This is a genomic window from Streptomyces sp. NPDC001902 (genome assembly GCF_042891295.1).
GTDB lineage: Bacteria > Actinomycetota > Actinomycetes > Streptomycetales > Streptomycetaceae > Actinacidiphila.
The window spans coordinates 19,059-41,070 of record NZ_JBIATA010000013.1 but is presented as its reverse complement, the minus strand read 5'-3'; the positions used below and the strand labels follow the sequence as shown (position 1 = coordinate 41,070).

At 74.0% G+C, this 22,012-nt stretch carries 23 protein-coding genes; 9 read left to right on the top strand and 14 right to left on the bottom strand.

The features are described 5' to 3' along the window. Position 1: 1 nt before the first annotated feature. Positions 2-748 carry an SDR family oxidoreductase gene (locus tag ACFYYN_RS21675; protein ID WP_500547133.1) on the bottom strand — a complete coding sequence of 249 codons (747 nt, stop codon included), beginning with the start codon at positions 746-748 and terminating at the stop codon, positions 2-4. Between the two features lie 260 nt (positions 749-1,008). Between ACFYYN_RS21675 and ACFYYN_RS21670 the strand changes: the two genes are divergently transcribed. Next, positions 1,009-1,773 carry a GntR family transcriptional regulator gene (locus tag ACFYYN_RS21670; RefSeq protein ID WP_500547132.1) on the top strand — a complete coding sequence of 255 codons (765 nt, stop codon included), beginning with the start codon at positions 1,009-1,011 and terminating at the stop codon, positions 1,771-1,773. A 37-nt stretch (positions 1,774-1,810) separates the two neighbouring features. On the opposite strand, the gene ACFYYN_RS21665 is transcribed toward ACFYYN_RS21670, so the two are convergent. Further along, the gene (locus ACFYYN_RS21665) at positions 1,811-3,445 is read right to left on the bottom strand and encodes an alpha/beta hydrolase (RefSeq protein ID WP_500547131.1); all 1,635 of its coding nucleotides are present in this window, start codon (positions 3,443-3,445) and stop codon (positions 1,811-1,813) included. Positions 3,446-3,670: 225 nt separating this feature from the next. Then, positions 3,671-4,828 (bottom strand): ROK family transcriptional regulator, encoded by a 1,158-nt coding sequence (locus ACFYYN_RS21660; RefSeq protein ID WP_499510395.1) that lies wholly within the window; start codon positions 4,826-4,828, stop codon positions 3,671-3,673. 128 nt (positions 4,829-4,956) lie between these two features. Here ACFYYN_RS21660 and ACFYYN_RS21655 point away from each other — a divergent pair, with 128 nt between their 5' ends. The 4 genes from ACFYYN_RS21655 to ACFYYN_RS21640 all read left to right on the top strand — a co-directional run bounded on the left by ACFYYN_RS21655 (position 4,957) and on the right by ACFYYN_RS21640 (position 8,358). Further along, positions 4,957-5,403, top strand: a complete 447-nt coding sequence (locus ACFYYN_RS21655; RefSeq protein ID WP_500547130.1) for a hypothetical protein — start codon at positions 4,957-4,959, stop codon at positions 5,401-5,403. 171 nt (positions 5,404-5,574) lie between these two features. Then, a complete protein-coding gene (locus ACFYYN_RS21650) occupies positions 5,575-6,918 on the top strand; it encodes a glycoside hydrolase domain-containing protein (protein WP_500547129.1) in 1,344 nt (447 codons plus the stop codon). Positions 6,919-7,016: 98 nt separating this feature from the next. Beyond that, positions 7,017-7,667: a 3,4-dihydroxy-2-butanone-4-phosphate synthase gene (gene ribB, locus ACFYYN_RS21645; protein ID WP_500437472.1), complete on the top strand. Its 651-nt coding sequence runs from the start codon at positions 7,017-7,019 to the stop codon at positions 7,665-7,667. A gap of 4 nt (positions 7,668-7,671) precedes the next feature. Then, positions 7,672-8,358 carry an HAD family hydrolase gene (locus ACFYYN_RS21640; RefSeq protein ID WP_500547128.1) on the top strand — a complete coding sequence of 229 codons (687 nt, stop codon included), beginning with the start codon at positions 7,672-7,674 and terminating at the stop codon, positions 8,356-8,358. A 27-nt stretch (positions 8,359-8,385) separates the two neighbouring features. Here ACFYYN_RS21640 and ACFYYN_RS21635 read toward each other — a convergent pair whose 3' ends face one another. The 3 genes from ACFYYN_RS21635 to purB form a co-directional block, all read right to left on the bottom strand. After that, positions 8,386-9,144: a hypothetical protein gene (locus ACFYYN_RS21635; protein ID WP_500547127.1), complete on the bottom strand. Its 759-nt coding sequence runs from the start codon at positions 9,142-9,144 to the stop codon at positions 8,386-8,388. 7 nt (positions 9,145-9,151) lie between these two features. Then, a complete protein-coding gene (gene mug, locus ACFYYN_RS21630; protein WP_500547126.1) occupies positions 9,152-9,640 on the bottom strand; it encodes a G/U mismatch-specific DNA glycosylase in 489 nt (162 codons plus the stop codon). Between the two features lie 68 nt (positions 9,641-9,708). Continuing rightward, complete coding sequence (gene purB, locus ACFYYN_RS21625) at positions 9,709-11,142, bottom strand: adenylosuccinate lyase (RefSeq protein ID WP_500547125.1); 1,434 nt, start codon at positions 11,140-11,142, stop codon at positions 9,709-9,711. Between the two features lie 182 nt (positions 11,143-11,324). Here purB and ACFYYN_RS21620 point away from each other — a divergent pair, with 182 nt between their 5' ends. Then, positions 11,325-11,561 (top strand): hypothetical protein, encoded by a 237-nt coding sequence (locus tag ACFYYN_RS21620; RefSeq protein ID WP_500547124.1) that lies wholly within the window; start codon positions 11,325-11,327, stop codon positions 11,559-11,561. A 191-nt stretch (positions 11,562-11,752) separates the two neighbouring features. Here the strand turns inward: ACFYYN_RS21620 and ACFYYN_RS21615 are convergent, their stop codons facing one another. From ACFYYN_RS21615 to ACFYYN_RS21580, 8 genes are all read right to left on the bottom strand, one after another. Then, positions 11,753-12,064, bottom strand: coding sequence for a hypothetical protein (locus ACFYYN_RS21615; RefSeq protein WP_500547123.1), 312 nt, complete (start codon positions 12,062-12,064; stop codon positions 11,753-11,755). 131 nt (positions 12,065-12,195) lie between these two features. Next, the gene (locus ACFYYN_RS21610; RefSeq protein ID WP_500547122.1) at positions 12,196-12,966 is read right to left on the bottom strand and encodes an SGNH/GDSL hydrolase family protein; all 771 of its coding nucleotides are present in this window, start codon (positions 12,964-12,966) and stop codon (positions 12,196-12,198) included. 37 nt (positions 12,967-13,003) lie between these two features. Next, entirely contained in the window at positions 13,004-14,029 is a 1,026-nt protein-coding gene (locus tag ACFYYN_RS21605; RefSeq protein WP_500547121.1) for a hemolysin family protein, read from the bottom strand. After that, a complete protein-coding gene (locus ACFYYN_RS21600; protein WP_500331224.1) occupies positions 14,026-15,390 on the bottom strand; it encodes a hemolysin family protein in 1,365 nt (454 codons plus the stop codon). Before ACFYYN_RS21600 ends, ACFYYN_RS21605 begins: the two co-directional genes overlap by 4 nt. 181 nt (positions 15,391-15,571) lie before the next feature. After that, positions 15,572-16,003, bottom strand: coding sequence for a GNAT family N-acetyltransferase (locus ACFYYN_RS21595; RefSeq protein ID WP_500331226.1), 432 nt, complete (start codon positions 16,001-16,003; stop codon positions 15,572-15,574). An 81-nt stretch (positions 16,004-16,084) separates the two neighbouring features. Further along, on the bottom strand, positions 16,085-17,044 hold the full coding sequence (locus tag ACFYYN_RS21590) for a TIGR03621 family F420-dependent LLM class oxidoreductase (protein ID WP_500547120.1): 960 nt from the start codon (positions 17,042-17,044) through the stop codon (positions 16,085-16,087). 59 nt (positions 17,045-17,103) lie between these two features. Continuing rightward, positions 17,104-19,671, bottom strand: coding sequence for an ABC transporter permease (locus ACFYYN_RS21585; RefSeq protein WP_500547119.1), 2,568 nt, complete (start codon positions 19,669-19,671; stop codon positions 17,104-17,106). Between the two features lie 11 nt (positions 19,672-19,682). Next, the gene (locus ACFYYN_RS21580) at positions 19,683-20,468 is read right to left on the bottom strand and encodes an ABC transporter ATP-binding protein (RefSeq protein WP_500331231.1); all 786 of its coding nucleotides are present in this window, start codon (positions 20,466-20,468) and stop codon (positions 19,683-19,685) included. A gap of 243 nt (positions 20,469-20,711) precedes the next feature. Between ACFYYN_RS21580 and ACFYYN_RS21575 the strand changes: the two genes are divergently transcribed. The 3 genes from ACFYYN_RS21575 (at position 20,712) to ACFYYN_RS21565 (ending at position 22,011) form a co-directional block, all read left to right on the top strand. Next, positions 20,712-21,302, top strand: a complete 591-nt coding sequence (locus ACFYYN_RS21575; RefSeq protein WP_500547118.1) for a DUF3558 domain-containing protein — start codon at positions 20,712-20,714, stop codon at positions 21,300-21,302. A 113-nt stretch (positions 21,303-21,415) separates the two neighbouring features. Continuing rightward, positions 21,416-21,643, top strand: coding sequence for a toxin-antitoxin system HicB family antitoxin (locus ACFYYN_RS21570; protein ID WP_500547117.1), 228 nt, complete (start codon positions 21,416-21,418; stop codon positions 21,641-21,643). Next, positions 21,640-22,011, top strand: coding sequence for a fic family toxin-antitoxin system, toxin component (locus ACFYYN_RS21565; RefSeq protein ID WP_500547116.1), 372 nt, complete (start codon positions 21,640-21,642; stop codon positions 22,009-22,011). Before ACFYYN_RS21570 ends, ACFYYN_RS21565 begins: the two co-directional genes overlap by 4 nt. Position 22,012 lies beyond the last annotated feature (1 nt).

Here is a 22,012-nt window from a genome sequence, read left to right as displayed (position 1 = left end):
GCTACAGGCCGCCGGCGACGCGCAGCACCGCGCCCGTGGTGTATGACGCGTCCGGCGACATCAGCCAGGCCACCGCGCCGGCGACCTCGTCCGGCTCACCGGGCCGCCGCATGGGCACGCGGTCCGGATTGCGCCAGGGCCGCTCGGGGTCGCCCATCGCGGCGTGGATGTCGGTCACGATCATGCCGGGCTGCACGGAGTTGACGCGCACGCCGTCCGGGGCGAGTTCCTTGGCGAGGCCCACGGTCAGCGCGTCGACCGCCGCCTTGCTGGCGGCGTAGTGCACGTACTCCCCGGGGCCGCCGAGCGTCGCGGCACCGGAGGAGATGTTGACGATCGCGCCGCCCTGGCCGCCGTACCGGGTGGACATCCCCAGCGCCGCGCGGCGGGCGCACATGATCGCGCCCATCACGTTGACGTCGATCACCCGGCGCATGACCTCGACCGGGGTCTCGGTGAACCGGCCCAGCGGCCCCGTGACGCCCGCGTTGTTGACCAGGCCGGTCACCGCGCCGAGCTGTTCGCCCACGGTGTCGAAGAGCGTGTCCACCTGTCCGGCGTCGCTGGTGTCGACGCGCACCACGACGCAGCGCGCGCCCGCGTCCCGGATCTTGCGGGCGACGTCCTCGGCTGCGTCGGCGTCCTTCTCGTAACCGATGCCGACGGCGTGCCCCTCGCGGGCCAGCCGCAGCGCGACCGCCGCACCGATGCCGCGGCCGCCTCCGGTGACCACCGTGACCGGACCCATGCCAGCTCCCTCACTCGACGTGATCACGAACGCTACCAGCGCGCGAACGCCCCATGACGGGCCCATGACGGGCGCGAACACCTCGTGAACACCGCGCGTCCGTGCCCGCCGGACGCGGCCGGGCCCCTGAGCATTGGTCTTGACCAAGTCGGAAGGCAGCTCTATCGTCGCCTAGTAGTGCAAGAACCTTTAATAAAGAGCCGTTCGGAAACAAGGCTGAACAAACCCCGGACGGCGTCAGGCCGATTGCGGAGGACAGGGTGGGGACCACGCAGCTCGAGAACGTGCCGGAGCCCAAGTACTGGCACCTCAAGACCCTCCTCATCGACGCCCTCGACTCCGAGTTCACGGTCGGTGAGATCCTGCCCAACGAGCGTGAGCTCGCCGCCCGTTTCGGTGTCGCCCGGGCGACCTTGCGCCAGGCCCTGGAGCAGTTGGAGCTGGAGGGCCGCCTGCAGCGCCGCCGCGGTGTCGGCACCACGGTCGCACCGCCGCGCGTGGGCGTCTCGGTCGGCCCGTCGAGCGGCAGCTGGCCCGGCGCCGCGGGTGACGCGTGGCGGACCGTGGGCTGCGTCGAGGCCGTCGCCCCCACCGCGGTCGCCGAGGTGCTGGGCACCGACGCCGACGAGGCGGTGCACACCGTCCGCCGGGTCCGCGCGATGGGCGGCCAGTCCGTCGCCACCGAGCTGCTCTACGTCCCCCGGGCCTCCGTCCCCGGCCTCGCCGGCGACCTGACGCCGGCCGACCACGCCCCCGCCGTCCTACGGGAGTTGCACGTCCTCGGGCTCGACGGCGACGACCGGGCCGTGGAGCTGGGCTCGGCCCGCGCCGAGGACGCCAAGCAGCTCGACCGGCTGCCCGGCGCCCCCGTGCTGGTCGTCACCACCCGTTACTTCAGCGGTGGACGTGTCGCGGCCGTCGCCGTCGCCACCTACCGTGCCGACACCTGCCGGCTGACCTTCGGCGACAGCGGCGCGATGGAGATCACCCACCACGGCCAGGAGCGGCACGCCGCCGCGTCGTGAACCCGGCTCCGGCGTCCGTGCCGCCCGGTCCGTCCGGTCAGTAGAAGCGGCCCGTGTTGGCGTCCTCGGCGCCATCACGGCCGGAGGGTACGGGCAGCGGGTGCCCGGAGCAGCGGACGTCCCGGTCCCCGGTGGCGCCGGAGATCAGGTAGCGGTCGACGCGCGCGGTGACGCACTCGTTCCAGAAGCTGATCAGGCCGTGGGAGCCCCGCCCCTCCTCGGTGATCATCCGGGAGCCCGGCAGCCTGCGGTGCAGTTCGACCGCGCCTTCGTACGGTGTGGCCGCGTCCCGCTCCGACTGGACGATCAGCACCGGCGGCAGCCCCGACCCGGGACGCGCCCCGACGTCCACCGCCCGCCCGCCCTGGACCGGCCACGAGGCGCAGGGCAGGTTCAGCCAGGCGTTCGCCCAGGTCTCGAAGGGACGCTGGCGCGCGATCCGTGAGTTGTCGCGGTCCCACACGCTCCAGTCGCGCGGCCATGCCCCGTCCGAGCACTCCACCGCCAGGTAGACCGCCTCGCTGTTCTCCTCGTCCTTGGCCTGCCCGGGGTCCGGGGCGGCCGCGTCGACGAGCGGGTCGTCGTCACCGCGCAGGTAGCGCGAGAGCAGATGGGCGAAGGAGGCCCAGCGCTGGTCGTAGTAGGCGGCCTGCACCGCCGCCGAGTGCAGTTCGCCCGCGCCCACCTTGCCGGCCGGGCGCTTGCCGAGCATCCGCATCGCCCGGTCGAAGCTCGCCTGCACGCGCCCGGGTGTCGCACCGAGGCCGTACACGCGGTCGTGCCCGGCGGCCCAGGTGCGCCAGTCCGCCCAGCGGCGCTCGAAGGCCACGTCCTGCGCGAGGTTGGCGCCGTACCAGACACCGCGCGGGTCGGGGTTGACGACGCTGTCGACGACCATGCGGCGCACGTGCGAGGGGAAGAGGGTGGCGTACACCGCGCCCAGGTACGTCCCGTAGGAGACGCCGTAGTAGTTGAGGCGCGGCTCGCCCAGGGCGGCGCGGATGACGTCGAGGTCCCGTGCCAGGTCCGCGGTGCGCATGTTCCGCAGCAGCGCGCCGCCCCGCGCGCCGCCCCGCGCGCCGCAGTTCTGCGCCGTGCGCCGGGCCTCCGCGCGCTTGGCGGCCTTCACCGCGGCGGTGGGCAGTCGCGGATCGGGGCCGGGGGAACGCTGGTGGCCCGCCGGGTCCTGGCAGGACAGCGGTGCGGAGTGGCCGACCCCGCGGGGGTCGAAGCCCACCAGGTCGTACGTCCTGGCCGCGGTCTCCCAGACCTTGCGGGTGACCGCGCCCACGCCGGGCCGGCCCACCGCCGGGAACCACAGCCCCGACGATCCGGGGCCGCCCGGGTTGAACACCAGGGCGCCCTGGCGCACCGAAGCCGGGCCCGCCGCGCGCAAGCGGCTCACCAGCAGGCCGATCGTCGCGCCGCCCGGCTCCGCGTAGTCCACCGGCACCCGGACGGTGCCGCACTGCACGGGCGCCTTGAGCCCGCTGTCGGCCGGGCACGCCCCGAAGACGATCCCGGTGGCCCCGGCCGTCCGGGCCGCGACCGTGGCCCCCGCCATCCGCAGCTGCTCGGCGACCAGGGGATCCGGGGAGTGCCCGGCGGCCGGGGCGGTCGCCGCGCCGGCCGCCAGCACCAGGGACACTGCCGGGACCACTGCTCGCCGCACGAGGGACGCCCTTTCGCCGGCCGCGCCCGCCGGCGCGGCACGCTCGCCGATGCGACGGATCGTCGGCTGGTCGGACAAACGGGCCAAGCAGGCAGGCCGGTGAGCCGCGGAATTTCGCCCGTATTGCCCTGGCCGGTGGTTCGCGTGGTCGGCGGTGGGGCCGGCCGGTGGGGGCCGGCCGATGGTGGTGCGGCCGGGTGGTGCGGCCCGGCTCGCGTCGCGCGCTCAGCGGCCGAGCAGCGAGGTCCTGGCCACCGCGAACAACTGCTCCTCGACGTGGTCCAGTGCGAGCCGCAGGGCCCCCGTGGCCACCGCCTCGTGCCCCAGCGCCGACAGCGCCACCTCCGGCGGCCGCAGGCAGTAGCGCGCCAACTCCGTGCGCAGCGGCTCCAGTACGCCGTCCAGTCCGGCCGCCCAGCCGCCGATCACCACCAGTTCCGGGTCTATCGCCTGCACCAGCGCCGCCACGTCGTGCACCAGGCGCTGCAGGAACCGGTCGAAGGCCTCCCGCGCCTGGACGTCGCCCGACCTCGCGAGCGCGAACACCTCGGCCACCGCGGACTCGTCCAGCGGGTGCAGCGGTGTCCCCGTCGTGGACAGCAGCCGCTCCGGCCGGGCCTCCCGGCCCAGCAGGTGCAGCGCCCCGATCTCGCCCGCCGCCCCGCCGAAGCCGCGGTGCAGCCGGCCCCCGATCAGGGACCCGGCTCCGGGGCTCAGCCCCGCCAGCACGAACACCACGTCGTCGGTGCCGACGGCCGCGCCCTTCCAGTGCTCGGCGACGGCGGCGGCGTTCGCGTCGTTCTCCACCAGGACGGGGCAGCGGAAGGACCGGCGCAGCCGCTCGCCCAGCGGCAGCCCCGTCCAGCCGGGCAGCGCCGTGCTCAGCCGGACCGCGCCGTCGGTCTCCACGATCCCCGGGCTGCCCACGCCGACCGCCCACAGGGTGCTGCGGGCCACGCCGGCCTTGCGCAGAAGCTCGGCGACGGTGCCGCGGACCCGCTCCAGGCGCTCCTCGGCCGGCAGGGTGTCGGCGACGTCGTGCGCCAGCGACCCCAGGACGCGACCGCTGAGGTCCGACAGCAGCGTCCGGATCTCCCGGGCCCCGATCTCCACGCCCAGCAGGTGCCCCGCCTCCGCGTGGAAGCGGAACCTGCGCGCGGGACGGCCCTGCTTGCGCGCGTCACCGGGCTCCTGCGGCGCCTCCACCACCAGGCCCGACTCCGTCAGGCCCTCGATCACGCCCTCGACGGTCGGCCGTGACAGCCCCGTCGTCTGCACCAGTTCGGTCAGGCTCACGGCGGGCTCGCCGCGCAGCGCATGGAGCACCACCGCGGAATTGATCCGCCGGAGCAGGGACGGGTCCCCGCCGGTGAGCCGCCCCAACGTACGTCCTCCCAGCTTGCGCGCGTGTTGGCCGGATCGTACCCGTCCCGGCGGCCCGCGGCGAGTAGCTCCGGCACAGGGTTACTGACTCGATGTCAAGTGTCACAGGCGCGGGGTTTACTGGAGCCATGGACCTGCCCGGCCACGTGGCCGTCGTCGACGCGCTGCGCGCCCGCCCCTTCCCGGCGCGGCGCGAGCGCTGCGGCGCGGTCGACAGCGGCCCCGGCCACCACATAACGGACCTCCGGATCAGTGAGGACTTCTGGGACGCGGACGGGGACCCCGGGTACAGAGGGCAGGTCGAGGACGACATCGAGGCCGAGTGCCAGGCCCTGGTCGAGGTGCTCACCGAGCGCTGGGGCGCGCCCGAGACGGTCGACCTCGCCGCCCACCTCGAACGCTCCTTCCACGGTGAGCCGGTTCCGCCGCCGCTGGACACCCTGTGCGGCTACGCCTGCGAGGCATGGGCCTGGCGCGTCGGGGACCGCTGGATAGGGGTGTGCGTCGGCCAGGGGGACCCGGAACTGCCCTTCCAGCTCATCGCCGCCGTCGGCGACGCCGCGGCCGTACCGTGACCGCGTCGCACTCCTCGACGCGGTCGCCGCACCCCCACTACCCTTTGTCCACAACGGCCTGATGTGTCGTCATGCGCGACGATTCCCGCCCCGGGGCCCGGCACACACGGCGCGGACGGCTGACCCAGTGATTCCGGCGCCATGGCGCCGTGCCGTACCCGGGGGGCCGTCATGCCGAACCCGTACTTCCTCCACCGCGCCGCGCGAAGACTCCTCGCCGCCGCCTCCGCCCTGCTCCTGGGCGGCGCCACCGCCCTCGTCCTCGCCCCCGCGGCCTCCGCCGAGCCCGCCACCGCGGCCGGCTACCCCGCGGGGGCGGGCGCCACCCGCTACTCCGGGCTCGCCTTCGACACGTGCACCGCGCCGCCGCTCACCACGATCCAGGCGTGGAACGCCTCCCCGTACCGCGCGCTCGGCGTGTACGTATCGGGGGTCAACCGCACCTGCGCCCAGCCGCAGCTCACCGCCTCCTGGGTGACCTCCGTCGCCCGGCTCAAGTGGCGCCTGCTGCCCATACACAAGGGCCTGCAGCCGCCCTGCGGCGCCCGGCCCGGTGACGCCAAGATCAGCACCACCCCCGGCTCCGCGCGGACCCAGGGCACCAGGGCGGCCGGCGAGGCCGTCGCCGCGGCCAAGGCCCTCGGCATGCAGCCCGGCAGCGCCCTCTACAACGACATCGAGAACTACGCCCAGGACGACGCCGCCTGCCGCACCGGCGTCCTCACCTATCTGTCGGCCTGGACGAAGGAACTGCACCGGCTGGGGTACGTCTCCGGCGTCTACATGAACCTCAACCTCGGCGCCAAGCAGCTCGCCGACGTCTACACCTCCGCCTCCTATGCCCGCCCCGACGCCCTGTGGATCGCCCGCTACGACGGCGCCGACACCCTCAAGGGCTGGACCGGCGTCGCCGACGCCAAGTGGCCCGTCCACCAGCGCGCGAAGCAGTACCGCGGCGGCCACGACGAGACCTACGGCGGCGTCACCGTGAACATCGACAACGACCGGCTCGACGCGCCCGTCGCCACCGTCGCCCTCGGCTACACGGTGACGAGCTCCACCGCCCTCAAGGCGCGCAGCGGCCCCTCGACGACCCATCCCGTCGTCACCACCCATGCGCCCGGCTCCGCCCTGCGCGTCGTCTGCCAGGCCCCGGGCCTGAAGGTGGGCACCACCTCCGTGTGGGACAAGCTCACCGACGGCACCTACGTCAGCGACCACTACGTCAGCACCCCGTCGGCCACGGGCTACAGTGCCCCCCTGCCCCGCTGCGTCCTGCCCTACCAGGTCACCGCGCCCGGCGGCCTCACCGAACGCAGCGGTCCCGGCACCTCCTACGCCGCCAAGGGCACCTCCCCGAACGGCGCGCTGGCCTGGGTCGTCTGCCAGAAGTCCGGATCCAAGGTCGGCGCCACCAAGATCTGGAACCGCCTCGACAACGGCCGCTACGTCTCCGACCACTACGTCGCCACGCCCGGCACGACGGGTTACAGCAAGCCGATCCCGCGCTGTTGAGCGGGGAAAGCCCGTTCGGCGTACGGACTTCTCAAGCTCCCCCGTTCGGTCACCGATGCATCCCGCAGGAAGCGCTACTGCGAGGAGAGGTTGGATCTGTGACGTCAGCATCGGCGCCGCGCTCGGCTGCGGGCCTGGACGCGGTGGCGACCGCCGTCGGCGACCTGCGGGCCGGGCGGCCCGTCATCGTGGTCGACGACGAGGACCGCGAGAACGAGGGCGACCTGGTCATGGCGGCCGAGTTCGCCACCGCGGAGACCATGGGGTTCTTCGTCCGCTGGACCAGCGGCCTGATCTGCGCGCCCTTGGCGCCGGAGATCGCCGACCGCCTGGAACTGCCGCTGATGGTCCCGCCCGGCCCCGGCCTCGACACGGCGGCGTACACCGTCTCCGTCGACGCGGTCGGCGTCGGCTCCGGGATCTCCGCCGCGGACCGGGCCCGGACGGTACGGACGCTGGCCGGCCGGGCGACCCGGCCCGACGAACTGCACCGCCCCGGGCACGTCTTCCCGCTGCGCGCCCGCCCCGGGGGGATCGCCGAGCGGCGCGGGCACACCGAGGCCACCGTCGACCTGCTGCGCCTGGCCGGGTTGCCGCCGGTCGGTGTGATCAGCGAGGTCTGCGAGGACGACGGTTCGGTCGCCCGCTTCGACCGGCTGCGGGCCTTCGCCGACCGGCACGGCCTGGCGCTCATCTCGATCGAGCAGCTGTCGAACGGGCCGCGCCTCGCGGACCCCGCGACGGTGTGACCGGATGAGCCGAGCGACGATCTTCGACCTGGACGACACGCTGGTCGACAGTGCGGACGCATGGGTCCGTGTCTGCGCGGCCTTCGCCGCCCGCCACGGTCATCGCTGGCGGGCGCAGGACAGCGCCGCCCTGCACGGCAACGGCGGCTGGGCGGCGTACGTCGCCGGACTGTGCGGTGGCACGGCGGGCCCCGCCGAGGTGGTCCAGGCCTGCACCACCGCGGCGACCGGCGAGGTGGCCGCGGGCCGGGTCCGGGCGCTGCCCGGCGCCGTGGACCTGGTCCTCGAAGCCGGACGGCACGGCCCCGTGGGCCTGGCCACGGCCAGCCCGCGCCGCTTCGTCCTGGCGGTCCTCGACGGGCTGGGCCTGACGGGACGGTTGAGCGCCGTCGTGTGCGGGGAGGACGTGGCCCGGGGCAAACCCGCGCCCGACCCCTACCTGCGCGCGGCGGCCGAGATCGGCGTGCCGCCGTCCGGCTGCCTGGCCGTCGAGGACTCCCCGGACGGCATCCGCTCGGCGACCGCGGCCGGCATGCGCGTCCTCGCCGTCCCCCGCGGCGGCATGCCGCTGCCGCCCGACGTCGCCCACCTGCCCGCCGCCCAGGCCCCCACGACCGCCGCCGCCCTCCCGCTCCTGACCCGGCTGCTCGCGCCACGTCCCGGACCCCTGGTCCACGGGGGCACCCCGTGAGCGGCCTCCGGTACCGGGCGGGCGGTGTCAGGACGCGGTCCGGAGGGCGGCGTCCCACGCGCCGGGGCTGCGGTGGTGGTTCCGGCGCCCCGCGGCCAGGACGAGGCGCAGCTGCGCCAGGTGCCGGGTGTCCGGGGGGAGTTCGAGCCCTGACAGGAGGGCGAGTGCCGCATCCGGGCGCAGGTCGCCGTGGAAGTCGTGGTACGAGGCCAACAGGCCCTTGAAGAGCGCCCCGTGCAGCGCGGGGAGGCGTGCGGCCACGTCGTACGCCTCCTCCTTCACCGGCCAGGGCACCGGGCCCGAGCCGTCCAGCACTCGCCGGGCACGGAGCAGCAGGGCGGGGGAGGCGTCGTCCCGCAGGCGCTCCAGGTCACGCCCGAGGACCTCGGCGAAGGCCGTCGCGGCGGTGCTCCGGTCCTCGAACCAGTCGACCCACAGGGAGGAGGTGACGGGTCCGGCGTCCCGCTCCGCCTCCAGCCGCCGGCGGTAGCCGCCCCAGAGCGCACCCGACGGCAAGGGGCCGTCCGGCCCCCGGTCGGCCATGCGGATCTCGCAGGTCACCCAGTAGTCGTCGAGGAGGTCCAGCAGCCCGAACGCGAGCCGCACCCGGCCTTCGGCGTCCAGGTGTTCGTCGACGAAGACCTCGTAGGCCCGGGAGTGCGCGATCTCGTTCGTGGTGAACCGCCGGCCCGGCTGCTCGTCGTCCGTCCATGCGTCGGCACCGGCCTGCCGCACGCCGCGTGCGGCGAGCCAGCGCCGGGCGTCCTCCTCGGTCCCCGTACCCACGTGTGCATCATGCCTGCGACGCGTCGCGGAGGCGGCCGTATTCCTCCGTCATCGCCTGCGTCGACCAACCGGCGTTCAGGCCGCTGGGGTTGGGCAGGGCCCAGATCCGGGTGCCGCCGATCGTGTGTTCCTGGGGGCCGATGCGGGCGCGGGGCTCGGCGAAGGCGACCCGGTAGGCGGTGACGCCCACGACGGCGAGCCAGCGCGGCTCGTGGCGCAGGACCCTCTCCGTCAGCAGCCGCCCGCCCTCCAGCAGTTCGTCGCGGGTCAGTTCGTCGGCCCGGGCGGAGGCGCGCGCGACGACGTTGGTGATCCCCAGCCCGTACGCCAGGAGTTCGTCCTGCTCCGCGGGGTCGAGCCGGCGCGGGGTGAAGCCGGAGGCGTGCAGCACGGGCCAGAAGCGGTTGCCGGGGCGGGCGAAGTGGTGACCGGTGGCGGCCGACATCAGCCCGGGGTTGATGCCGCAGAAGAGCACCCCCAGGCCGTCCGCGATCACGTCGGGGATGACGCGGTCGCGGGCGGCCTCCAGCTCGTCCTGGGTGGGGCGGGTGCGCCTGACCGTGGTCAGAGGATGGCCTCGGGGGCGTAGGCGGCCGCCTGCGGGTGGCGCTCGGCGACCTCGCCGACCCGCCGTACGACCTCCGCGACCTGGTCCGCGGCCGCACCTGTGAAGGAGAGGCGGTCGGCCATGAGCGCGTCCAACTGGGCGCGGTCGAGCGGGATGCGCTCGTCCTCGGCGAGCCGGTCCAGCAGCTCGTTGCGCTCCACGCCCTTCTCGCGCATGGCCAGCGCCGAGGCGACCGCGTGCTCCTTGATGACCTCGTGCGCCAGCTCGCGGCCGACGCCGGCCCGCACCGAACCCATGAGCACCTTCGTCGTGGCGAGGAACGGCAGGTAGCGGTCGAGCTCGCGGGCGATGACGGCCGGGAAGGCGCCGAACTCGTCGAGGACCGTCAGGAAGGTCTCCAGCAGGCCGTCGAAGGCGAAGAACGCGTCCGGCAGGGCGACCCGGCGCACCACCGAGCAGGAGACGTCGCCCTCGTTCCACTGGTCGCCGGCCAGCTCGCCCACCATCGACGCGTAGCCGCGCAGGATGACCGCCAGGCCGTTGACGCGCTCGCAGGAGCGGGTGTTCATCTTGTGCGGCATGGCCGAGGATCCGACCTGGCCGGGCTTGAAGCCCTCGGTGACCAGCTCGTGGCCGGCCATCAGGCGGATCGTCTTGGCGAGCGAGGACGGCGCGGCGGCCAGCTGCACCAGCGCGGTGACGGCGTCGTAGTCCAGCGAGCGGGGGTAGACCTGGCCGACGGAGGTGAAGACCTCGGAGAAGCCCAGGTGCGAGGCGATCCGCCGCTCCAGCTCGGCGAGCTTGGCGGTGTCGCCGCCGAGCAGGTCGAGCATGTCCTGCGCGGTGCCGACCGGGCCCTTGATGCCGCGCAGCGGGTAGCGGCCCAGCAAGTCCTCGACCCGAGCGAAGGCCACCAGCAGTTCGTCGGCCGTGGTCGCGAAGCGCTTGCCGAGGGTGGTGGTCTGGGCGGCCACGTTGTGCGAACGGCCTGCCATGACCAGCTCCGCGTACTCGGCGGCGAGCCTGCCGAGCCGGGTCAGCACGGCGACCGTGCGGTCGCGCACGTGCTCCAGGGAGAGCCGGATCTGCAGCTGCTCGACGTTCTCGGTGAGGTCGCGCGAGGTCATGCCCTTGTGGACGTGCTCGTGCCCGGCGAGGGCGTTGAACTCCTCGATGCGCGCCTTGACGTCGTGCCGGGTGACCTTCTCCCGCTCGGCGATCGACGCCAGGTCGACCTGCTCCAGCACCCGCTCGTAGTCCGCGAGGGCCTGCTCCGGCACCTCGATCCCCAGGTCCTTCTGGGCCCGCAGCACGGCCAGCCACAGACGGCGCTCCAGCACCACCTTCTGCTCGGGGGACCACAGGGTGGCGAGCTCCGCGGAGGCGTAGCGGCCGGCCAGGACGTTGGGGATGCGGGGCTTGGAAGTCACGTAGCGAGATTCTACTGCGCGTCGGCGCAGGTCAGCGCCCCGCACCGGTCTATGCGCGTAGCGCCGTGGGGGCCCGGGAGTGCCCGGGGGGTACGCGGGCCGGGTCCGTTCGTCGCCGGACCGACCACCGAGGGCGACCCGGATGGCTTACGGCGGAGATCGTCCGGCTCTGCCCTTCCGCCGTGAGAACCAGGCTCTGGACGGTGCTCGCCGTCGTGTCCGGCGTCATCACCCTGGCCGGCGCCACCGGCATCTTCGTGGCGAAGCACCCCCTGGACATCGCCCTCTCGTGCCTCGTCGCCATCGGCGCCGGGTCGGCGGCCCGATACGCCTGGCGGAAGGCCCAGGGCCCGCGCGACCTCCAGCCCGCCCGCCTCCCCGGCGGCAACGCCCGCCCCGGGCGGTCCCGGCGCCGCTGATACCCGGAACGGTCAGGCGTCTGTCGTTGGCGAGCCCGGGTCGACAGGCGGTGGCTCCACGGTACCGAGCGCCTTCTGCACGGCTTCGATGTACGCATGGCGCAGGATCGCGTGCTGAGTGTGAGGGCCCGGACTCCCTGTCATGACGAAATCCCCCGACGCGTAGGCCGCATCGCACACGGCACGCGGCCCTAGATGGTCAACCGCGGCCCAGCCTCGCTGAAGGCTCTCATCGACGACGGGTCGTGCGGTTCGCGTGCCACGTCTTCCGTGGCCTTCAGGAACGCGGTGTACGCCTGGCGGCGCTGGTCTTCGATGCGGGCGCGTCGTTGCTCGTTGAGCGAGGCCTGCACGGTGTGCAGCAAGGCGTCGGCCTGCCTGTCCCCGGCGTGCCGTGCGGCCTCCGCCTGACGCCGGCCGGCGTTCTTGGTGAGCCACCCGGTGATGAGGCTGCCTGCCAGGGCTGAACCAGCCACGATGAGTGCGATCCCCCATTCGCTCATGTGGGTGGCATTCCGCCGCGAGCCGTCGCGTGGGGCTTCGTCGACGCCGATGCGGCGGTCACCGGGCGTGATGGCGGAACGGACGGACGGGGGCTCGTCGGACCTGTTGCCGTGGCGCCGCCGGGGCCCGCTCAGAGGTCGAACGGCACCAGTTCGGCGCGCTTGGGCGGCAGGCCGTCGCCGGAGGAGCGGCCGGTCAGGCGGCGGCCGATCCAGGGGACGAGGTGCCGGCGCGTGAAGCGCAGGTCGGCGGCGCGGCGGGCGGGCCACGACAGGGGCACGTGCGTGGGGAGCGGCTCGGTCCAGTCGAACTGCGGGGTGTGGCCGAGGGTCTGCCAGACCGCCTCGGTGACGCGGCGGTGGCCCTCGCCGTCCAGGTGCAGCCGGTCGTCCGCCCACAGCCGCGGGTCGCCCAGCACATGGGCGCCGTACAGGTCCACGACGAGCGCGCCGTGCCGGGCGGCGAGGTCGTCGACGAAGCCGAACAGCTGCTCCATGCGGGGCAGGAACCGCGTCGCGACCGGGCCCCGGCGGGCCGGGCTGCGCATCAGCACCAGCTGTCGGCAGTTCGGCGCCAGCCGCTCCACCGCCTCCTCCAGCAGCGCGCACACCCTCGCCACGTCGCACTTGGGGCGCAGCACGTCGTTGAGCCCGCCCACCAGGGTCACCAGGTCGGCCTCCATCGAGGCGGCGGTCTCCACCTGCTCGTCCACGATCTGCTGGATGAGCTTCCCGCGTACCGCCAGGTTGGCGTAGCGGAAGCCCGGCGCGTGGGCGGACAGGCGTCCGGCGAGGAGGTCCGCCCAGCCCCGGTAGGAGCCGTCGGGGAGCGCGTCGGACATGCCTTCGGTGAAGGAGTCGCCGAGCGCGACGAAGCTGGTGTGGGTGGCGTTCATCTGCATGGCGCGCGTGATCCTACCGGCCCCGCGGACCGTCGCTTCAGGCGGCCGGTGCGTGGCCCACGAGCTCCTTCAGCACGTCCTCCATGGTGACCAGGCCGATGCCGCGGCCCTGGTCGTCGACGACCGCCGCCAGGTGCGCCCCGCTGGCCCGCATCGCCGCCAGGACGTCGTCCAGCGGGGTGGCCGCGACGACCCGGGTGATCCGGCGCAGGGCGCCCCGCGGGAAGGGCTGGTCGTGGCGGCTGGGGCCGAGGGCCAGGGCGTCCTTCACGTGGAGGTAGCCCAGGATGCGGCAGGCGTCGTCGGTCACGGGGAAGCGCGAGAACCCGGACCGCGCGGCCAGGCGCTCCAGACCCGCCGGGGTCATCCCGAAGCGGGCGGACACCACGCGCTCCCACGGGACGACGACCGCACGGACCGGGCGGCGGCCCAGTTCGAGGGCGTCCTGCAGGCGGATCGCGGCGCGCTCGTCCAGCAGCCCGGCCTGGCCGGCGTCAGTGACCATCCGGGCCAGCTCGTCGTCCGAGAACACCGCCGCGACCTCGTCCTTCGGCTCGACCCGCAGCAGCTTCAGCAGCCCGTTCGCGAAGGCGTTGATCGTGAAGATCACCGGGCGCAGCGCCCGCGCCAGGGTGACCAGCGGGGGACCGAGGACGAGGGCGGTCCGCTCCGGGGCGGCGAGCGCGATGTTCTTCGGCACCATCTCGCCGAGCAGCATGTGCGCGTACGTGGCCAGGGTCAGGGCGATCGCGAACGACAGGGCGTGGATGGCGCCCTGCGGTACGTGCAGCAGGTGGAAGAGCGGCGCGAGCAGGTGCTCGATGGCCGGTTCCGCGACGATGCCCAGCACCAGGGTGCACAGCGTGATGCCCAGCTGGGCGGCGGCCATCAGGGGCGACAGGTGCTGCAGCCCCCACAGCACGTGGCGCGCCCCGCGCTCCCCGGCCTCCGCGCGGGGCTCGATCTGGCTGCGCCGGACGGAGATCATCGCGAACTCGGCGCCGACGAAGAAGGCGTTCACGACCAGGGTCAGCGCGCCGATGAACAACTGCAGGAAGATCATCGCGCACCCGCCGTCCCGTCGTCCGCGTCCTGCGGGGCGAGCCCGTTCTGCGCGCGCGGCGCCGGCGAGATCAGCCGTACGTGCGCCGCACGGTGGTGCGAGTCGTCGGTGACCTCGACCATCCAGCCGTTCACCTCGACGGTGTCGCCGGTGGCGGGGATCCGCCCGAGCCGCTCGGCGACCAGGCCGGCCAGTGTCTCGTAGGGGCCGTTCCCGGCCCGCAGGCCGATGTGCGCGAGCCGGTCGGTCCGCACCGCGCCGTCGGCGTCGTAGACGCGGCGGCCGGTGCGGTCCTGGTGGATGAAGGCCAGGTCGGGGGTCTCCTGCGGGTCGTGCTCGTCGCGGACCTCGCCGACGACCTCCTCCACGATGTCCTCCAGGGTGACGACGCCCGCGGTGCCGCCGTACTCGTCGATGACGACGGCCATGCTCATCGAGCCGGAGAGCCGGTCCAGCAGCCGGTCCACGCCGAGCGTCTCGGGGACCGGCACCGGCTCCCGCAGCAGCGGGGTGATGGGGTGGCCCTCGCGGCGCTCGTAGGGCACGGCCAGGACGTCCTTGATGTGGACGATGCCGATGACGTTGTCCAGGCCGCCGCGGTGCACGGGGAAGCGGGACAGCCCCGTGGCGCGGGTGATGTCGGCGACGTCCTGGCAGGTGGCGCCCTCCTCCAGGGCGACCACCTGGACGCGGGGGGTCATCACGTTCTCGGCCGTCAGCCCGGCCAGGCTCAGCGTCCGTACGAACAGCTCGGCGGTGTCGGCCTCCAGCGCGCCCGCCCGGGCGGAGTGCCGGGCGAGGGCCACCAGCTCCTCGGGGCTGCGGGCCGAGGCGAGCTCCTCGGTGGGTTCCATGCCCAGACGGTGCAGCACACGGTTGGCGGTGTTGTTCAGGTGGCGGATCAGCGGGCCGAAGGCGGCGGTGAAGACGGTCTGCGGCGGGGCGACGGCCTTGGCCACCGGCAGCGGCCGGGAGATCGCCCAGTTCTTGGGGACGAGCTCGCCCACCACCATGAGCACCACCGTGGAGACGCCGGTGCCGAGCACCAGGCCCAGCGACGCGGCCCCGGCGGCGGACATCCCCAGCGCGCGCAGCGGCCCCGCCAGCAGCTCGGCGATGGAGGCCTGCGCCAGCATGCCGATCACCAGGCCGGTGACGGTGATGCCGAGCTGGGCGCCCGACAGCTGCACCGTCAGGCTGCGCACGGCCCGCAGGGCCGCGGAGGCACCGCGCTCGCCCGCCTTCTCGGCCCGTTCCAGGTCGGTGCGCTCGACCGTGGTCAGGGAGAACTCCGCGGCGACGAAGACGGCGCAGGCCAGGGTCAGCAGCAGGGCGACGGCCAGGAGCAGCACTTCGGTCATCGGGACACCTCGGTCCCATGATCGGTCAGGCCGGGGTGGACCGCGCGCTGCAGGCGTGGGCGACGGGAAGGGAGACGTGACGGACTCGCAGGGTCGTCCATACGCCCATCGTAGGAAGCGCGGGCGCAACGGACAGCCCGGGAACGCGGCCAGGGGGTGTGCCCCGGACCCGCCCGGCGCGCTACCGGGTGCGCTGGAAGGGCTTGGTCCAGCGGCGCCAGTGGTGCTCGGGCGCGTAGCCCGCCGAGCGCCAGGCGTGGTGGGCGCGCTCGTTGCGCTCCAGCACCATGGCGTCGCCGCGCCGGCCGCCCAGCGCGGTGAAGCGCTCCTCGGCCGCCGCCAGCAGGGCCCGCGCGATGCCCTGCCGCCGCCGCTCGGGGTGGACCGCCAGCCGGTACAGATGGCAGCGCCAGCCGTCGAAGCCGGCGATGACCGTGCCGACGAGCACGCCGCCGTCCTCGGCGAGCAGCAGGGCCTCGGGGTCGCGTGCGATCAGGCGCGCGACGCCCTCCGGGTCGTCGCTGACGCTGGTGCCCTCGGCGGCCGTCTTCCAGAAGTCCAGCACCCGTTCGGCGTCGGCCGGTACCGCGTTGCGTATCCCGAGATCGTCCATGAGGGTCAGCCAACCAGCCTCCAGGCCCGGGCGGCGAGCGTATTACGCCTCCCCGCGCTCTTCCCCGCGCTCCTACCCGTCTTACCCGTGCACTCCCTCGTGCCCTTCCCCTGGTGCGTCGCGGCGCAGCTCCTCGATCACCGGGGCGAACGCCTCCATCGAGGGTTCCAGCACCGTGACGTAGCTGAAGCCGAAGCGCTCGCGGCCCCGCCGCAGCTGCTCCGCGATCTCCGCGACCGTGCCGACGAGCAGCGTCGGCAGGTCGAGCAGCTCCTTCTCGTCCAGGTGCGGCGCGTGCGGGGCGAACTCCCCGGCCGCCGCCCCGCGGTCCTCGGTGATCACGACCCGCTGGACGAGGACGTTGAACTCGGGGTCGGTGCCGTACGACGTGGCGAAGCCGCGTGCGGTGGCGACCCGCTCCTCCACGGTCGCGGCGGACAGCAGCCGCAGCGTGCCGTCGTCCTTGGCCGGGTCGGCCTCGGCGCCGGTGAAGGCGACGACGGCCGCGTGCCGTGCTGCGAGGCGCAGCATGCGCGGGCCGTTCCCGCCCAGGAGCAGCGGGGTCAGGGGGGTACCGGCGCCGTCCGTTCTGCCTGATCCCGTTCCGTCCGTTCCCGTTCCGTCCGTGCCGTGCGGCCCCGCGAGCAGCCCGGTCAGCGCCTCGACGGTGCGTTCCAGGTGGTCGACCCGGTCGCGGGCGGTGCCGTAGGCCAGGCCCGCGCGTTCGAACTCGGCGCGCACGTACCCCGCGCCGAGGCCCAGCTCCAGGCGGCCGCCGGTGAGCCGGGCGGTGGTGGCGACCTCGCGGGCGAGCAGGACCGGGTTCCAGAACGCGGCGTTGAGCACGAAGGTCCCCAGCCGTGGGCGCCGCGTGGCGTTCGCCGCCGCGGCCAGCGAGGGGAACGGCGCGGGCCAGTCCAGGTGGTCCGGCACCTGGAGGACGTCGTAGCCGAGCGCCTCCGCCCGGCGGCACTTGCGTTCCCACGCGTCGCCCTGCGCGGGCTCGAGCAGATTCACACCGAATCGGAACCGTCGTGCCATGACCGCCCCCTCGTCCCGACCCTTCCGCCGGTCAACGACCTTCCCCGCCCGCGGGTCGCTCACTCGTGGGCGATCGCGGCGAGGACGTTCATCCTGGAGGCGCGCAGGGCCGGCAGCAACGCCGCGACCAGGCCGACCACCACCGAACCGGCCATGACCGCCCCCACCGTGGTCCACGGGACGGTGAACGCCCGCATGCCCTCCAGCGCCAGCACCTCGTGCGTGACCACGCCCCAGACCAGCCCCAGGGCGAGCCCCAGCACCGCACCGAAGACCGCGATCACCACGGACTCCAGCCGGATCATCCGGCGCAGTTGCAGCCGCGACAGACCGATCGCCCTGAGCAGCCCGATCTCCCGGGTGCGCTCGATCACCGACAGGGCGAGGGTGTTGACGACCCCCAGCACGGCGATGATGATCGCCAAGCCGAGCAGGGCGTACACCAGGTTCAGCAGCACGGAGATCTGGGTGCGCACCAGCTGCTTGTAGTCGGCCTGGTCACGGACCTCCACCTGCGGGTACGGCTTGAGGGCCCGTTCCAGGTTCGCGCGCAGCGTGGGCTTGTCGGTACCGGGGGCGGCGTTCACGTAGAGCGCGGCGTCCTGGCCGCGGGGGAGGAACCGCTCGGCGGTGGCCAGGCCCATGGTGAGGGTGGCGTCGTCCCCGAGCAGGGTGCTCTGGCTGGTGGTCAGCGCGCGCAGGGTGAACGTCGTGGAGCGGCCGTCGACGAAGCGCACGGGGATGTGGCTGCCCACGCGCAGCCCGTGGTGGGCGGCGTACGTCGCGGAGAGCGAGAGGCTGTCGCGGGCCAGGGCGTGCGCCGTGTCGCCCGCGGCGTAGTCCAGGTTGAGCGCCCGGTCCGCGCCGGGGCCGATCGCGGTGCCCGTCAGCTTGGTCGTGCGGTGGTCGGGCAGGGTCATCAGGACGGAGACGTAGCGCACCCGCACCACCTCCCCGGCCCCGCGCACCTTCCGGACGCGGTCGGTGATCTCCGGGGGGAAGGGCGCGAAGTGGTCGCCCTGCACGACGTAGTCCGCGCCCAGGGCCTTGTCGATCTCCTGGTCGAAGGAGCTCGCCATCGACGTGCCGGCGATGGACATGCCGGTGACCAGGGCCAGCCCGATCATCAGCGCGCCGGCCGTCGCACCCGTGCGACGCGGGTTGCGCAGCGCGTTGCGCTGGCTCATCCGCCCCACAGGACCGAACACGTGGGGGAACGCCCCGCCGAGCACCCGGATCACCGGCCGTACCAGCAGAGGCCCCACGACCACCGCCGCGATCAGCGAAAGACCGATGCCGATCCCCAGGAACGTCGCCGCGTCACCGGTGCTCCCGGCCACCGCCGCCCCGGCCAGCGCCCCCGCGGCCACCAGCGTCGCGATCGCGCCGCCCACCGCCCGCGACCGCAGGCTCCGCCCGCTCCCGGCGACCTCGGCGTCGGACAGCGCGGCCATGGGGGAGACCCGTGCCGCCCGGCGCGCCGGCAGGTAGGCCGCGACCAGCGTCACCAGCAGACCGACGGCGTACGCGGCGACCGGCACGCGCATGCGGATGACCATCTCGGCGGCGTCGATGTTCATCCCGAACACCCCGAGCAGCCGGAAGAGGCCCGCCGCGAGTCCGACTCCGCAGACCAGGCCAACGGTGGAGCCCACCGCCCCCAGCAGCAACGCCTCCACCAGCACCGACCGCCGCACCTGTCCGCGGTCCGCCCCGAGCGCGCGCAGCAGGCCGAGTTCCCGGGTGCGCTGGGCGATCAGCATCGAGTAGGTGTTGACGATCAGGAAGACCCCGACCAGCACCGCGACCCCGGCGAAGCCCAGCATCACGTACTTGATCACGTCCAGGAAGGTGGCCAGGCTCTCCACCGCCGACTTCGCCTGCTCCGCCTGGGTCGTGTACGTGTAGCGCGGACCGAGCGCGGCGGCGATCCGCTTCTTCAGCACGTCGTCCGAGACCCCGGGTGCGGCGTCGGCCTGCACCGAAGTCGCGACACCGGTCCGGCCCAGCAGGCGCGACTGCGAGGTGGGGGTGTCGACGAACAACAGGGCGGCGCCCGGATTGGTCGTAGTGAAGGTGGCGATGCCCACGAGCCGGACCGAGAACGCGCCCGGCTGTGCCAGCACCCGCAGCCGGTCGCCGATCTCCAGGTGACGCTTCGCCGCGGTGTCGGCGTCGATCAGCGCCTCGTCGGGGCCGTGCGGCGCGTGCCCGCTGGTCAGCCGGACGGGACTGCGCGGGTTCCCCGACCAGTTGGTGGCCACGGTGAGGGCGCCGGTGGTCGGCTCCACCGGCCGGCCCTCCGCGTCGACGACGGTGGTGTTGTGCACGGTGACGTCGATCCGCGCGTCGGCGACGCCCCGTACCGCCTTCACGCGGTCCAGCAGGGACGCCGGCAGGGTGCGCACCTGGCCGGAGGCGAACTGCTGGTCCTCGCTGAAGGCCTCCGGGGGGCCCACCGTCACATCGGCGGCCGTCGAGGCGAACAGTCGGTCGAAGGTGCGGTTGACGGTGTCGGAGAAGATCATGCTGCCGGTGACGAAGGCCACCGACAGCAGGACGGCGAGCGCGCTGAGCAGCAGCCGGCCCTTGTGGGCCAGCAAGCTGCGCAGCGTCGCCCGGAGCATTTCGCCGGTGCCTAGCCGTGCTTGCGCAGCGCGTCGAACCGCTTGAGCCGTTCCAGGACGCCGTCCGCGGTGGGCCCGTGCATCTCGTCGACGATCCGTCCGTCGCCCAGGAAGAGCACCAGGTCCGACCAGGCCGCCGCGGTGGGGTCATGGGTCACCATCACCACGGTCTGGCCGAGGGCGTCCACGGCCTCACGGAGGAAGCCGAGCACCTCGGCGCCCGCCTGCGAGTCGAGGTTGCCGGTCGGCTCGTCGGCGAAGATCAGCTGCGGCCGGGAGGCCAGGGCGCGGGCGCACGCCACACGCTGCTGCTGCCCGCCCGACAGCTGCGCGGGACGGTGCCCCAGCCGGTCGCGCAGGCCAAGGGTGTCGATCACCCGGTCCACCCACTCCCGGTCGGGCCTGCGGCCGGCGATGTCCATGGGCAGCGTGATGTTCTCGGCCGCCGTGAGCGTCGGCAGCAGGTTGAACGCCTGGAAGACGAAGCCGACCTGGTCGCGGCGGAGCCGGGTCAGTTCGCGTTCCGCCAGACGGGTGATCTCGGTCTCGCCGATCCAGACCTGCCCCGAGGTGACCGAGTCCAGCCCCGCCAGGCAGTGCATGAGCGTGGACTTGCCGGAGCCGGACGGCCCCATGACGGCGGTGAAGCGGCCGCGGGCGATCTCCACGTCCACCGCGTCCAGCGCCACGACCCGTGTCTCGCCCGTCCCGTACGCCTTCGTCAGCGCGGTCGCCCGCGCGGCGGGCTCCGCTCCCGCCTCGATGCCCTCTGTGTCCGCTGCCGTCCATGTCGACACGCTTGCCCCCCAAGATGAGGAAGTGCGTACTTGTCCGTATGCGACCCGAGCGTAGGTCGTCGGGTGCGGTGCCGCATCGTCCCCGAGGGTGAGCGCCGGGGGCGCGCGGGCGGCCGCCGTGCGACCGCGAGTTCGTCCGGCCGAAACCGGCCGGCCGTCCCGGTACGTCTGTAGGTGCACCCGGGCCGGGCACGGTGTGGCCGGGTGGGGGACGAGGACCGGTACCGAGGGGGGACCGAATCGATGGTGCACGCACGTATCCGGACCGGGTCCGGTGACCGCAGGCGCACGCGGGCCTGGGCGGTGGCGCCCGTGGTGGCGCTGCTGGCCCTGGCGCTCCAGGGGTGCCAGGACCCGGCGGCCGACGACGCCGGCGACACGCCGTCCGCGACCGCGCCGGGCACCCCGGGCGCGGCGGGGTCGTCCGCGGCGTCCCCGGGGCAGCCGTCCGCGTCGTCGCCGGGCGGGACGGCCGGCGACCCGTGCGCCCTGGTGACGCAGGAGGAGGCCGAGCGGCTCGCCGGTACGGCCCTCGAACCCGGTCAGGACCTGGAAGGGACCTGCACCTACCCCGCACCGGAGTCCGGCCCGACGGCCCAGGTCGAGGTCTTCGCGGGGGAGCAGGGGAAGAACTACTACGACGCCGAACGCGGGCTCGGCCACGAACTGAAGCCGCTCGACGGCATCGGCGACGAGGCCTGGCTGGAGGACGGTTCGGTCTTCCTGCGGGTGTCCGGGCAGTGGGTCGCGATCCGGCTGGTCCGCAACGAGGAGCCGTCCCGGTTCGACGAGCCGCTCGAGGAACTGGCGCGCACGGTGGCGGGCCGCCTCTGAACGCGCTCCCCGTGCGCCCCGGAGCCCCGTCGGGCCCCGGGGCGCACGGGCCCAGGGCGGATGCGCCCGGGAGCCGCTTGTCACTGCTAGTGCATCGGCGCTAGCTTGAGGGCATGGCCAAGACGCAGTTGAACGTGCGGGTGGACGAGACCACCGCCGCGGCCGCCCGCGAGCGGGCCGCGCAGCGGGGCGTCAGCGTCAACCGGTACATCGAGGAACTCGTCCGGAAGGACGCGGGGGAAGCGGGCCGCAGCTTCGTCGAGGCCGCCGCCGACTTCATGCAGCGCTACGAGTCCGTCTTCACCGAGGAGTTCGGCACGGAGCGCGAAGGACGCCGTTGACCCTGCAGATCGACCTCGCCTGGCTGCTCATGGTCGCCGAGCGCAACACCCCCGGTGACCCCCAGGTGACCGACTGGGGCGCCCTCGTCGCAGCGGTCGGCCGCCACCAGGCGGAGATATTCGGCGTCCCCGTCTACGCCGACCCCCACGAGCGCGCCGCGTGCCTGCTGCAACTGCTGGTCCACGTACCGGCCCTGGAGCGGTCCAACGCGCTCTTCGCCTCCGCGGTCGCCTACGCCTACCTGGTGGCCAGCGGCCTGAAGGTCGCCACGTCCCCCGACCGGGTGCGCGACCTGGCCAGGCTGGTCAAGGGCGGCACCGCCGACGTGCACGAGATCGCCGACGAGCTGCGCTCCTGGTGCGTCTGAG

Excerpts from the sequence above, each read along its gene's own strand:
- ACFYYN_RS21615 (WP_500547123.1), bottom strand. The coding sequence starts at position 12,064 with ATGAGCGAATGGGGGATCGCACTCATCGTGGCTGGTTCAGCCCTGGCA.
- ACFYYN_RS21600 (WP_500331224.1), bottom strand. The coding sequence starts at position 15,390 with ATGACCGAAGTGCTGCTCCTGGCCGTCGCCCTGCTGCTGACCCTGGCC.
- ACFYYN_RS21585 (WP_500547119.1), bottom strand. The coding sequence starts at position 19,671 with ATGCTCCGGGCGACGCTGCGCAGCTTGCTGGCCCACAAGGGCCGGCTG.
- ACFYYN_RS21675 (WP_500547133.1), bottom strand. The coding sequence starts at position 748 with ATGGGTCCGGTCACGGTGGTCACCGGAGGCGGCCGCGGCATCGGTGCG.
- ACFYYN_RS21655 (WP_500547130.1), top strand. The coding sequence starts at position 4,957 with ATGGACCTGCCCGGCCACGTGGCCGTCGTCGACGCGCTGCGCGCCCGC.
- ACFYYN_RS21640 (WP_500547128.1), top strand. The coding sequence starts at position 7,672 with ATGAGCCGAGCGACGATCTTCGACCTGGACGACACGCTGGTCGACAGT.
- ACFYYN_RS21570 (WP_500547117.1), top strand. The coding sequence starts at position 21,416 with ATGGCCAAGACGCAGTTGAACGTGCGGGTGGACGAGACCACCGCCGCG.
- ACFYYN_RS21650 (WP_500547129.1), top strand. The coding sequence starts at position 5,575 with ATGCCGAACCCGTACTTCCTCCACCGCGCCGCGCGAAGACTCCTCGCC.
- ACFYYN_RS21610 (WP_500547122.1), bottom strand. The coding sequence starts at position 12,966 with ATGCAGATGAACGCCACCCACACCAGCTTCGTCGCGCTCGGCGACTCC.
- ACFYYN_RS21605 (WP_500547121.1), bottom strand. The coding sequence starts at position 14,029 with ATGATCTTCCTGCAGTTGTTCATCGGCGCGCTGACCCTGGTCGTGAAC.
- ACFYYN_RS21575 (WP_500547118.1), top strand. The coding sequence starts at position 20,712 with ATGGTGCACGCACGTATCCGGACCGGGTCCGGTGACCGCAGGCGCACG.
- ACFYYN_RS21590 (WP_500547120.1), bottom strand. The coding sequence starts at position 17,044 with ATGGCACGACGGTTCCGATTCGGTGTGAATCTGCTCGAGCCCGCGCAG.
- ACFYYN_RS21595 (WP_500331226.1), bottom strand. The coding sequence starts at position 16,003 with ATGGACGATCTCGGGATACGCAACGCGGTACCGGCCGACGCCGAACGG.